The sequence below is a fragment of the Pseudomonas sp. ENNP23 genome (assembly GCF_001728945.1).
In the GTDB taxonomy this organism is placed as follows: Bacteria; Pseudomonadota; Gammaproteobacteria; order Pseudomonadales; family Pseudomonadaceae; genus Metapseudomonas; species Metapseudomonas otitidis.
Map to the genome: position 1 here is coordinate 94722 of NZ_LYSP01000017.1, position 12215 is coordinate 106936.

Genomic DNA, 12215 nt, shown 5'->3' on the forward strand with positions numbered 1-12215 from the left:
CTCCTTAGAACTCGGGAAGCGCGATCGCGTAGGCCTCAAGGCGCTGAACGGCGCCCACCACCAAGGCCGTGCTGCTGAAGTTCAGATCCGCGCCGGCAATGGCGACGCTGCCCTGGATGCGCACAGCGGAGGTAGAGGCGGCATCGGTATCCGCCGGCAGCACAAAGCGGAAGAAGGTCGCGGCGCCGGCCGCAGCGACGGTGCCCCGCCAGTCTTCGGCCAGGTTCTTGGTGATGACGCCACCCGGCGCATCCGCCTCCCAGGTCAGGCCTGCATCGGCGTCGGTCTTGATCGTCAGCAGTAACTGGTTGGACGCGGCGATGGCAGCGTCGACGCTGGCAGGCTCGGGCCCGGAATAGATCCGCAGCTCACAGCCGTTGAGCGCGGTGCGCAGTGGCGCTACAGCAAGCATGGCCCGGCGCAGGCCGGTGCTGAATTTCAGGCTCATGTCAGTCTCCGCGGATGACGATGTCGTTGAGGGCGAAGGCGTTGATGGCGCCGGCCACCACCGGCAGCGCCGCCGGCAGCGGCAAGGCCGCCAGGAAGTTGCCTCCAGACGCGGCATCCCAGATGCCGAGGTGCGTCACCGAGTAGCTCGCACCGGCCGCCGCCGCGTTGAACACCACGTCGGCGCTGTTGCGGGCGCGGTAGATGGTCCCGGACAGGCTCTTGACCAGGGAGGTCGCCTTGCGCGCGTAGTTCGCATCGACACCTGCCGCCACTTCGTTGGCGCCGGTCGCGCCGGGGTCGCCGGTGTGCGCCGACACGTACTTGGTGGAGTTGGTGAACAGCAGGTCGATGATCTGCTCGCTGGTATAGGTCGGGGTCGACATGAGGGCCTCACACCACGTTCGTGGGAATCAGGGACAGTTCCGCGCGGACGCGCAGCACCTGGCCGGCCTCCACGTCCTTGGGGGAGTTGAATCGCGCCACCGACAGCAACATCCCGGTGTTGCCGCCCTTCTCCGCGCTGGACACCAGGAAGCCGCCGTACAGGCGCTTGTTCTGGTTGGAGGTGAACACCGCACGGCTGGCTGCGTTGGTGATCAGGCCGTTGGTGTTGACCCGGTTCCACAGTGGGCGGGCGGCCTCGCTGTACCCCACGAACTCGCCGATGACGCCAGGCAGGTCCGAAGCCAGCGCGCCGGAGGCCGGGAGGTAGTTGTTCTCGAAGAGGCCGACGTAGAAGGTGCCGATCGGCGAGGTATCGCCGAACATGGCCTGGGCCATGTAGTTCAGGCCAGCGAGCGGCACCAGGTTGTGCTCATACCACTCGCTTACCAGGCGGCCCTCCTCCATCAGCTCGAAGTGGTAGACAAAGCCGAATGTCACGGCGTCTTCGTTTCGAACGTGCATCATTCAATCTCCATGTCGAAGGAGTCCTCGACGCCGAGGGTGTTGGGGGCCACGGGCCCCTTCATGGTGGTGACCAGCATCTGCAGGCCGTTGTTGTCCACGACGCCGGACGTGGCATAGGCCGCCAGGCTGGGCGCGTAGCGCTGTTGTTGGGGCAGGCTGACGGTGCCGTCGACCTGGGCGATGGCCATGCCGTAATGCGTCATCCAGGCGGCCTGGCCACCCGGCAACGTGACCCCGCTCCCGCGCACGGCACCGAAGCCGAAGATGTCGCGCTGCGAGGCGTCTTCGGTACCGGGCGCCATGAGCAGGTAGGTGCGCTGTCCAGCAGCGATGAAGATGCCGGCGTCGTTGACGGCCACCATGTCGATGGCCGCGCCGTACTGGACGAAGCCGAAGGCGGGATTCACCAGGTGAGGCGCGAACGGCTCGGTGATCCAGAGGGCAGAACCCACCACCAGCACCAGGCGCCCCTTGTAGGCGGTGACATGCGTGGCCACCGGCGGCTGCACGAGGTTGGTGGTGGTCAGCCTGGCGCTGGAGTCAGTGACGCTGGTCAGGCTGAAGCCATCGGTGTGGCTGCTCGACTGCAGGTAGAGCGTCTCGCCATTGGCGACGCTGGCGTAGAGGCGGCAGCTGGTGGCCCCCGCCGGTGCAGTCCACAGCAGGTCGATGGAGCCAGGCGCCTCCAGCGTGACCAATAGGGGCGCCGCCCCGGATTCAGCGCCGAAGCGATCGAGGGCCGTGACCGCCACCCGGTAGATGCCGGCCGGCAGGTTGCCGCTGCTCAACACCACGCGCGGCATGATCTCGGGCAGTCCCCAAGGGCCAACCTGGTCCCCGCGCACACGGATCATGTCGATGGCGGAGCACAGGAAAGCGTCACCGTTCAGCTCTGCGCCGCAGAGACCACCGGTAGCCGGAGCGGCACCGATGGTCCGAAGTTCGTTGGTGGTGGCGGAGTACTGCAGCAGGTTGCCACCGGCAGCCACCAGCAGCCCATCCCGATACGGAACCGCGCCATGGGCACCTGCGAGGTCGGCCACCTTCCGCTGTCCGGCCCGCTGCTGCAGGCCGCCCCCGCCCACCGGGTCGAGGTTGAGCAGGTCGCGCACCTGCTTCGGCGGGATGCGGTCCACCTGGGCCAGGTTGTTCATGCCCTCGGACCAGTCGTCGACGCGAACCAGCTCAGGCATGGCTACCACCTGAACCGAATGGGCCCAGATGCCGCCGAACGACGCCGCAGGCCGGCCTCGTAGACGCTCTGGCACTCGTTGTCGAAGAGGGCGCGGGACGCCATCGCCTTGTCCGGGTCGTAGAGCTCCCCGTCCTTGTCCATGTAGGCGATGAAGCGCATGTAGTGCAGCAGGTGCGGGCGGTAGTCGCTCGGCACGTCGGGGATGTTGGAGCCCTTGTTCACCTCGCGCAGCGGCTTGCGCACGACGGACAGCACCAGGCTGCCAGCCTCGGCCGGCGTCGGCACGATGCGCATCTGCCCCTTCACCACGTCCGCGATCAGGTACCGGGGATACCCGGCGCGCGGCAGGCTGGAGCGCGGGATCACCCCGGGCGCCACGACCTCAAGGTCGCGCTCACGCGGGTTGACGATGGAGGCCTCGACGATATCGAGGATCGATTCGGACAGCGGCAGGTCACGCTCGCCCGCGGCGAAGTCGGCCTCGATCTCGTCGTAGACGATCCTGGTCTGCTCGCAGAACGCCGCCAGCGCCCCGTTCACGGCCCGCACGAGCTTGTCGTCACTCCACAGGAACGGAGCAACGGCGTCCTTCTCGTCTTCCCGGAAGGCCTTGATCAGGTCGCTGACGGTGTTCATGGCCACGATCAGGCGTCCGCGTCGTCGTCGAGGCTTTCCTCGAAGACCACCCAGGCGGCCTCGAACTCATCGCGGGTCACGCCGAAGCCGGCCTCTTTCTTCAGCGCGTTCAGGCTCGGTCGGCCATCGCCGTTCAGCTCCGAGTCGTCCTTGCGCTCAAGGATGGCCTGGATGGCCTTGACCACGACTTCGGTCTTCTGCCCCTCGGGCGGACCTTCTTCCTCGCCGAGGTCCAGGCCGACGACATTGCAGCCGGCAGCCAGTGCGTCCTTGCGAAAGCGCAGCGGGACGAGGGTGCCTTCCTTGTCATCGCTCGGGTCCACGGCGTGGATCACGATGGAGTGGCCATCGGTACGGCTGATCTGTAGCAGGTCCTGGCCACGAGGCGGCAGGAAGCGGACGTTGTCTTGACTCATGGTGATGCCCCTGTGTTGGGTGAAGGAAACAGGGGCCGGCTGCCCGGCCCCCTGCCAGGTCAGCCCTGGGTCCACTCGGCCTTGCCGGTGTCGATGTACTCGACGAACAGGCGGGCCTTGCCGGTGGTTGCCGCAGCGCCGGTGCTGGCGTAGGTCACGGTCAGGTAGCCCTGGGCCGGCATCTCGTAGCCGGTGATATCCAGGTCCTTCTTGCCCGTGGTCTTCAGGTCCACCGGGGAGGCGGAGTAGCGGTCGTCGTCGGCCGCATCGCCCACCTTCGCGGTCGCAGTGGTCGCGGCGTTGAACGCCTCGTCCACGACCAGGAAGGCGCGGGTGACGATGGCGCCGGCCGGCAGCTGAACCGCTTGTTGCACAGCGCCGTCGGCGAAGTTCGCGAGAGCGATCGACTGGAGGGCGAAGGCCACGCACTGACGGTTGTAGTTGCGGGAAATGCTCATAGTCTCTGCCCTCAGCCCAGGTAGTGGTCGATGGCGAGCACGCCGAAGTCCTCGACCGACTTGTCGTAGATCGAGTAGAACTTCGGTTTCAGCAGCCCGAACATCTTGTCCACGGAGATGCCGACCTTGGAGTCGTAGTCGAACTTCTTCTCGACCCACTCCGGCACGCTCAGGTCAGCCATGCCCAGCGCCTGCGCGCCGCACAGCAGGGTGCGGGTGCCGTTGACGTTGCCGTCGGCGCCCCACTTGCTGCCGGCTGCGGCGCCGGTGGTGCTGTACACCATGCGGTGCTCGTGAAGGATCGCGCCGTCCACGGTCACGGTGCCGCCGGTGAAGAAGGGGCTATTGGCACCTTCCTTGGTGGCAATCGCCACGACTGCGCGCAGGTAGTCCGCGTCCTTCTTCAGCTGCGCCAGGGTGCCGGGCTTCACCAGGAGCACGTAGTACTCCTTGCCGCCGGCCATCAGCGGCTTGATGTAGTGGTCCTTCGCGTAGGCAACGGCGTCCACGATCATCTTGTAGCTGGCGGTGAAGGCGCTGGTGATGGCTGCCGTGCTGCTGGGCACGAGATTGGAGCCGTTCCACATCAGGTGGCGCTTGGACGAGGGGGCAGTCACGTCGGCAGCGAAGCTCAACTGAGGGAACGGCGATTTCTGCCGCGGGCTGCCGTCGGTGTTGAAAGCATACGAGATGCCCGACAGGGTCAGGAAAGCCAGCTGGTCAATACGGTTCGAGAGCCAGTAGGCCAGGCGGCTCTTGGCCTGCTCGCGGAAGTTGATGACCGTCTTCTGGTCGGCGAGCTTGCCCTTGTTGCGCACCTGGTGGGAGATGAGGTCGATGCTCAGCTCGACTTCGAAGTTCTGGATCTCTTCTTCGTTGCCTTCACGCTGGTCGTCGCCGATCACACCATCGTCGACCAGGTCGGCCACGAGTTGCATGATCACCCGCTCACCCTTCTCGGTCTGGGTCAGCTCGGTGATGCGCTGGATCATGGCGCCATCGCCAGTACCCAGGAATTTCTTGATGAACATCTGGTCGCGGGCGGCTTCCCACACATCGCGCGACCAGACGATCTTCTGCTTGGCGTTCAGCCGCGCAAAGTTGGTTACGGACATGGCCGTCTCCTATCGTCGAATTGCTGTCGTCGGGTCTGGGTTGTGTCGCCACCCTGGCGAAGACGGGCTGTTGGGGGAGTGCCCGGGAACTCGGATGCAGGTAACGCTCTGCGGGCGAGAACGCCGTGTCTCGGCGAGCGAGCAGCAGGAGGCGGCTGCGCTGTTGAGAATCGCCCCGGCTCTACCAGCCCGGGGCGCCCCTCACCTCCACGGGGCCGTCCGATGGCCCTCGATGCACTGGTTATGTAACTGGCGAGCCGTCGTCAACGGCTGATGTAGTCCCCGCGTTCACGTTTTTTGTCCTCGGCGGAGAGCTTGGCGAAGTCCTCTTCCGACATGTTGGCCACATCCACAGACGCACCGCGCTCGCCCACTCCAGGGGTCAGCGGCGGAGTTGCGCGCTCACGCTTGAGGTTGCGGTCAATCTGCTCGGTCGTCAGCGTCACCCCTTTCTTCGGCGTCTTGTCGTCGCTCACAGGCTCTGCGTAGCGCGGCCCGACCTTGGCCACGGCCCGGGCAAGCGCTCGGGCAATGGGTTCACCATTGGCCATGTAGTGGTTCCGCAGCGCGATCACGTCCTCGATCGCCTCCATGTTGGGCGCGCTCCCCTCGTAGTCGAGGAAAGGAAACTTCTCGTAGGACTCCTTCAGCACCCCGGGCAGCGCGGCCTGCTGCTGTCGTTGCGCAGCCTCCTGGGCGCGCTGCTGGTACAGAGCGTCAGCACGCTGCTGCGCGGCCTCTTCAATCTCCTTGCGCTCGGCCGCACGGATCTCGCGACGGATCGCCTTGGCCGCATCGGCATCGCCCTCGAGGATCGCCTGGTTGTAGCGGTCCTCCGCTTCGTCGTAGTCGAAGGCCGTGGGCTTCGGGTCCTCCTCCCTCTTGGCCGGTACGGCCCCCCTGGTACGGGCCAGTTCCTCCTCCAGCTCCAGGCGACGCTTGCGCTCTTCCTTGAGGCTCTCGTTCACCTCGTTGAAGCGGGCATGGGGCACGGTGGCGGACCTGCCGGTGCCGGCGATCTTGGCGAGGGCGTCCTCGTCGAGCTCGTCGTCCTGGCCGTCTCCGTCCGGGTCTGCGTCCTGTTCGTTGTCGCCCTGGTCGTCCTCTTCCAGCTCCAGGCCTTCGTCCTCTTCGGGAGGCAGGTCAGGGTCGACCTCGTCGCCGCGGTCCTCGGCGCCCTCCTCTTCTTCCTCCTCTTCCTCAATGCTGGAGCCCAGCAGCTCGGGGTCCGGCTCGTCGTACTCGGAGACGACACGGCCCGCGAGGATGGCCAGGGCCAGGTCGTCGCTGGCGTGCTTGATGCTGATCGGTTTCATGGGTGCCCCCTTGGGTGGTTAACGTGTGCTGAGCTGCTTCAGCTCGGTGAGTTTTTCGCCGGCCATGCGCCGCACGGCCGCCATGCGCTTGCTGTCCTTCTTGATTTCCTCGGCCCTGAGCAGGGTTCGGAGGTCGTCCTCGATACGCCACTTGTCGCTCTCGGCGACCTGCGGCGCGCTGCCTTTACTCATGCTGCGGCTCCTTCAATGCGCGGGGTTTCGATGCCGGCCTTCAGCCCTACGCCAGGGTTGGCCGGAGTCAGCGGGTTGGTGTTGGTGGGCAGCCCCCCGGCGATGCCGGGGCCGTTGTAACTGGGGACGATCGGCGCCATGTCCTGGTCGACGTAGCCGGCCGAGCGCAGCAGCGCATCGGCCAGGGCGGAGGTGGCCGGGTTGACGGAGATGGTCCCGGCGGTCTGGATCGCGCTGTACTGCGACTCGACGGACTTGTTGACGGCCTCGTTGACCGTCTTCTGGGTCTGGGCCTCGGTGAGCTTGACCTTGGCCTCGGTGAGCGGGTCGACCGGCGGCTGGCCCTGCTGCTCCATCGCTTCGAGGATCTCGGTCTTGTCGGCCAGGTTGCTGTGACGAACCACGAACTGCGGCGGGATGCGGATTCCCGCTTCGAGCATCTCGATCAGCTGCAGGAACTGGCTGTTCTCGAAGGTGACCTGCAGCGGCACCTCGGTGATGACCACGTCGTACTCGCCCAGGGTCAGGTCGTTGAGCACGGTGCCGTCGTTGGCCGGGTAGTTGAGGTACAGGGGCTGGGTCTGCTCCTTGCCGTTGGAATCGGTCTCGGTGATGCGGACGATGCGCGGCTCGTCGTAGAAGCCCTGGATCAGCTCCAGCGCCCGGCTGGCAAGCAGCGCGCGGGTGCGGCCGAGGTTGTCCAGCGGCACGGCCAGGCCCTGCTGGGCAGCAAACTGCTTGGTCTGGATGGCGATGCCGCTGACTTCGCGCCCCTGCCCGCCTGCCATGGCGTCGTTGATGCCGGTGGTCTCGTCCACCAGGCCAGAGGCCCGGTCGATCATTCGGTCCACGCCAGTTGGAACCTGGTTGGGCTGGATCTTGCGGGGGATCTGGTCGGTCGGCGTTCCCTTCTTGAGGACCATGTTGAGGCCGGTTTCTGCGCCCCTGGTCTCGATGTCCTCCTCGCGCATGTTGGCGATGGTGTCCGCCCAGCTGATCCAGCCGCTGTTCGCCGTGGTGTTGATGATGTGCAGGAATTGGCTCAGCGACTTGTTGAGCATTTGCTGCGGGCCGATCGCGTTGTCGACCAGGCCGCGCGTCTTGCCGCGGCGGAAGAAGGGGAAGTACGGCACCACGGTGAAGTGGTTGTAGGGCGACCAGTCGTCATGGAGCGTGGTGCACTGGGTGCTGACCACCCAGCGCACGCGACGCATCCGGCGATCGGCGATCACGACGCCCTTCAGGGCCGCAATCTGCTCCTCGCTCAGGTCGTCTATCGGGCGGATGTCGCCGGTGAGCGTGATGGCCACCTTGCGCTTGACCATCTTCCAGAACTGGCGCTCGATGACGCGCACCCGCCGGCTGCCATCGGAAAGCTGGGTGGTCCCCATGCGATCAGCGAAGCCGGTGTCGTCGTTGCCGAACTTGTTGCGCTGTTCGTCATCGGCATCCTCGCCATAGTCGCTGTCGTCGGGCCTCTCCAGTTCGACCTCGCTGCGCGCCTCGGTCCCGTAGTTCTCCTCGATCTCGTCGTAGGTCAGCCACTTGGCGATGGTCACGTCGGACCAGCCATCGGGGTCATAGGATTTCGCGTCAGGATCCGGCACCACGTCCAGCGGGTCGAGGTCGGTGATCTGGATCTCGCCCAGCAGGCTGTCCTTGTAGGTGACGCGGATGTCGTAGTAGCCGCGCTGCTGGATCAGCCCGTCGGCGAACACCTGGGTCTCGGTCCAGTGCAGCTTGTTGTTGTCGGCCACCTGCATGATCAGCTTCGACAGGGTGGTGGCGCGGGCCTGGTCGGCATCACCACCGCGCGGGCGGAACGCAATGTCCATGCGGTTGTGGATCTGGTAGCCGATCGCAGTGTTGATCTTGCCGAGGATCTGGTTGAACTCGAACGCCGGCCGCCCGCTCTCGCGCAGCTTCTCCACGTCGGCCTGGTCCCACTGAAGGCCGCCCCCCAGGTACATGCCCTCGTTGATCTTCGCCTGCCGGCAGTAGTCGCGGTGGCCACGGTTGCGGCCGTACTCGTAACGCTGCCAGTTCTGGCGCGCCGCCTGGTTGCGGTCGGTCGATTGGGGCTCGGTAGCGGTCGTCATCTCATCCACTCATGGCAGTTTTGCGGCCTCGGGAAGCCAGGTACTTCCGCTTCCACGCGGGTACCTCTATGTCACTGGCTGCGATTGGCAAGGCGAAAGTGAGGGCGAGTGCATCGCCAGCGTCGGGGGACTTCCCGGTGTCCTCCTTGATCTTTTCCTTCGGGTCCAGCTTGATCTGGCCGTTGGAGCTGTAGCGGTAGCTGGGCGCTGTCAGGTCGCTGTGCAGGCTGTCGTCGTCCGGGATCGACGGGGTAATGAGGTCGTGCAGCCACTCGGCCAGCAGGCCCCACATTTCGGAGCGCTTGTTGAAGTACTTGCGCTCGTCGATGGCCTTGTCACCGAAGTTCACGGCCGTGACGCGGTCGCTGTAGCCCAGCTCCACCAGGCGGTCGTAGATGCCGGCACCGAGCCCGCCGATGTCGATGAACACCATGCGGATGGTGCGATCGTCCTCGAGGAGGCGGACGATCTTGCCGACCACGGCCATGGTGTCGAGTCCGTTGACCTTCTCCAGGCCCCAGGCCTTGCGCCCCTGCCGGTGGATGATGGCCGTGTCGTCGTCGCCGAAGCGCGCGGGGTCGACACCGACGACGTGGGCGCCGATCGCCTGCAGGTGCTTCGGGTTGACCTTGCGCGCCTTCTGCACGCGCAGCGTCTGGATCAGTGCCTTGTGGCCGACCTTGGTGAATGCCAGGTCCGGCGTGGCGGGATACTCCTGGTTGAAGCGGTCGAGGTCGCCGGCGAACTCCGAATCGATCTTCGCCCGGCGCCAGGCCATCTGCTCCAGGTCGAGGCCGAAGGTCTCCATGTACTCTTCGTCATCGGCATCCATCTCGAAGTCGGCCGGCACCTCCCGGCGGTACTCCTCCTGCACGAACCACGGGATGAAGATCGCGATGAAGTCGCCCTTCCCCGCCGTGGCCTGCACCCACATCTTGTGGAACAGGTTGCCCAGGCCGTCGGCCGTCGATTCCAGGATCATCTCGCTGCCGGGCAGCAGCGGCACGGTCTGGCCCAGGCCGGCCATGATGTCCTGCGCGTTGGGCCAGAACGCCACCTCGGAGCCGTGCAGGTACTGGACGGTGTCCGAACGACCCGCGTTACGCGAGCCAGCAGTGGCCACGGCATAACCGCTGCGCAGCTTGGCGAAGTTCAGCTCGGTGCCCGAGTTGTTCTTCGTCATCGGCCGCAGCGTGTCGTCGCTCAGCTCGAAGAAGGTCTTCACCATGCGGAAGAGGTTCTTCGTCGCCGAGTCGAGGTGCGTCAGGATCATGGTGCGCTTGCCGAAGCGCATGCTGGTCCGCTTGAAGAAGCGGGCGCCGGTGTATGTGCTGACGCCCTGCTGCCGCCCCTTCAGCACCAGGGCGCGCACCCAGCCGGAGTGCTGCAGCTGCTCTTCGACACGGCTGTGCAGCATCCGCTGGGCAGCGTTCCACACGAACGGGACGATGGTCCCGGCCTTCGTGCGGATCTTCAGGTTCTTGGCGCAGTAGAGCTCGTCATCCTCTAGCAGGCGCGCCAGCATGTTGTCGGCTGTTGTCATCCGGTACCCCAGGTGCGATGGGGTTACCGGATGTCACTGGAGAGAGCCTGTCTATAGGTCAGAAGAGGATCTGCAGCAGTTGCTGCTCGGTCAGTTGCATGGTGGGTCCTCGATCATGACCTGCGTACACGCAGGCCGGAGCTTCTGACGTACATCTGGCACGCGGTGGTGCCGATGGATTTGGTGATGCGGAACGAGTTGCCCACCGCGATGCCTGTGGAGCGCACGGTGTTGTAGTGGCAATCGGTGGTGTTGAGCACGGTCACTCCACCCAGGGACACCTGCAGGCGATACAGCCCGGATGCCTCGCGCAGGCATGACGCCCGCAGCATGACGACGCCCCCAGCCGACGGCGCAACGCCCGTGTCCACGGTGACGGTAGTGCCGGCGGAGTCCTTGTAGGAGAGCTGCCAGCGCCCCGAGTTGACCGAGTCCGTGTAGCTGCAATAGACCCCGCCGTAGCCGGCGGTGAACAGGGTGACGGTGGCGGTGTAGCGGTTCGTCGAGTTGGACAGGTTCTGCACGCCAACCCGGGCGAATGCCAGCCAGCCGTCAGAGGTGTTCGCGGGCCAGATCTGGTTATCCGCCAGGCTGACCAGCTCCAACAGCGCCCAGCCCGTTGCCGTCGATCCCGAGGTCAGGCGCTGCGACATGGGGCTGCCGTAGGTTTCCAGCCCGGCGCCGGCGCCCGACACCGTGAGGGCGGCCTGGGGGTGGCACAGCACCGTCAGCACGCCCAGGGCTGCCGGGTTGAGGTACGGCAGCGAAATCACCTCGCCGACGTTCGGGTCGTTGAACGCGACGCCATTGCCCTCGCCGAACGGGTACGCCAGGAACGTCGATTTCGCCAGCCCGAGGCCATCCCGCGCGGCCTGGACCGAGTCGGCCAGGGCGTTGTTCTCGCGCTCGCGCTGATGGGACGCGACATAGCGGGCCAGCACGCGATAGCCCAGCTCCGTCAGGTGCAGGGCATCCGGCGACAACCATTCGGCACAGTAGCCGCCATCAATCAGCGGCTGGTTGATGTCCACCCGGGCGTCAGCCCCCACGCTGGCGGAATAGGTTTCCCACCAGGTGCGCAGGAACTGAGCGCGACCGGGCTGGGCGGCATGGGTGGCGGTGCCGTAGAGGGCGTTCAGCAGGATCACCCGTATGCCGGCCGCGTGCAGGGCGCTGATGGTGCTCTGGATGTTGGCCGTCCGGGTGGCGGTGTCCACGACGCCGTAGTCGTTGCTGCTGGCATGCAGGATGACGACGCGGCAACCGGTGGCAATCACCTCGGACACCCGCGCCAGGGTCTGCCCGCTGTTCTCGCCACCTACGCCACGGCTGATCACCAGGTTGTTCAGCCGCTCCGGGTACAGACGGCAGTACTGCTGCCAGCTCGATGCGGAGATGCTGTCACCCATCAGCACCACGGTCGGGCGCGTGACGTAGACGTGCTGGATGTCGACCCATGTCCCGGCCGGGGCGGCGCCGATGGGCGTGACTCGCAGGGTGTTGACGGCATTGCGGGTCACCCCGCTCAGCCGACCCCGCAGTATCCAGTTGCCGACGGCATCCGGCACGTAGCAGTCCAGCCGGCTGTTGGCGGTGTCCATGTGCAGCAGCAGGCGCACCGGGCTCAGGGTGTCGAGGTCATCGAGCACGTTGAAGAACTGCGACGGCTGGCCGGCCTGGGATGCGGTGATAGAGAGCGCGCCCTGGCGGGCCACCGTGGCGCTGCGGTCGTAGTTGAGGAACAACCCGTAGAGGTTGCTCAACCCCTCGTTGGCCAGCCAGATCGCCGCACCGCTGTTGATCCCGACGCTCATGCGCACCTGGATGTCGAGGATGAAATCGCTGGTACCGGCGGGCATGACGATGGGCCGCTCGGCGTAACTAGC

Annotated in this window: 13 protein-coding genes; all 13 read right to left on the minus strand. The window is 65.9% G+C overall.

What is annotated here, in order from left to right; all coding sequences use genetic code 11:
* Nucleotides 1-4 precede the first annotated feature (4 nt).
* Complete coding sequence (locus tag A9G05_RS12000) at nucleotides 5-448, minus strand: hypothetical protein (RefSeq protein ID WP_083272554.1); 444 nt, start codon at nucleotides 446-448, stop codon at nucleotides 5-7.
* 1 nt (nucleotide 449) lies between these two features.
* Nucleotides 450-833 (minus strand): hypothetical protein, encoded by a 384-nt coding sequence (locus tag A9G05_RS12005; RefSeq protein WP_069561197.1) that lies wholly within the window; start codon nucleotides 831-833, stop codon nucleotides 450-452.
* A gap of 7 nt (nucleotides 834-840) precedes the next feature.
* On the minus strand, nucleotides 841-1359 hold the full coding sequence (locus A9G05_RS12010; RefSeq protein WP_069561198.1) for a hypothetical protein: 519 nt from the start codon (nucleotides 1357-1359) through the stop codon (nucleotides 841-843).
* On the minus strand, nucleotides 1356-2552 hold the full coding sequence (locus A9G05_RS12015) for a hypothetical protein (protein WP_069561199.1): 1197 nt from the start codon (nucleotides 2550-2552) through the stop codon (nucleotides 1356-1358). Before A9G05_RS12015 ends, A9G05_RS12010 begins: the two co-directional genes overlap by 4 nt.
* Before the next feature lie 2 nt (nucleotides 2553-2554).
* Nucleotides 2555-3190: a hypothetical protein gene (locus A9G05_RS12020; protein WP_139131139.1), complete on the minus strand. Its 636-nt coding sequence runs from the start codon at nucleotides 3188-3190 to the stop codon at nucleotides 2555-2557.
* Nucleotides 3191-3198: 8 nt separating this feature from the next.
* Complete coding sequence (locus A9G05_RS12025) at nucleotides 3199-3606, minus strand: hypothetical protein (RefSeq protein WP_069561201.1); 408 nt, start codon at nucleotides 3604-3606, stop codon at nucleotides 3199-3201.
* Between the two features lie 59 nt (nucleotides 3607-3665).
* Nucleotides 3666-4064, minus strand: coding sequence for a hypothetical protein (locus A9G05_RS12030; RefSeq protein WP_240921087.1), 399 nt, complete (start codon nucleotides 4062-4064; stop codon nucleotides 3666-3668).
* Between the two features lie 11 nt (nucleotides 4065-4075).
* Nucleotides 4076-5179 carry a N4-gp56 family major capsid protein gene (locus tag A9G05_RS12035; RefSeq protein WP_069561202.1) on the minus strand — a complete coding sequence of 368 codons (1104 nt, stop codon included), beginning with the start codon at nucleotides 5177-5179 and terminating at the stop codon, nucleotides 4076-4078.
* A 263-nt stretch (nucleotides 5180-5442) separates the two neighbouring features.
* Entirely contained in the window at nucleotides 5443-6495 is a 1053-nt protein-coding gene (locus tag A9G05_RS12040; protein WP_083272555.1) for a hypothetical protein, read from the minus strand.
* An 18-nt stretch (nucleotides 6496-6513) separates the two neighbouring features.
* Nucleotides 6514-6687, minus strand: coding sequence for a hypothetical protein (locus tag A9G05_RS27640; RefSeq protein ID WP_160158578.1), 174 nt, complete (start codon nucleotides 6685-6687; stop codon nucleotides 6514-6516).
* Entirely contained in the window at nucleotides 6684-8786 is a 2103-nt protein-coding gene (locus A9G05_RS12045; RefSeq protein ID WP_069561203.1) for a genomic island protein, read from the minus strand. The genes A9G05_RS27640 and A9G05_RS12045 overlap by 4 nt, the downstream gene beginning before the upstream one ends.
* 1 nt (nucleotide 8787) lies before the next feature.
* On the minus strand, nucleotides 8788-10329 hold the full coding sequence (locus A9G05_RS12050) for a hypothetical protein (protein WP_069561204.1): 1542 nt from the start codon (nucleotides 10327-10329) through the stop codon (nucleotides 8788-8790).
* 113 nt (nucleotides 10330-10442) lie between these two features.
* The coding region (locus tag A9G05_RS12055; RefSeq protein WP_218187193.1) for a GDSL-type esterase/lipase family protein at nucleotides 10443-12215 on the minus strand (1773 nt) is incomplete at its 5' end.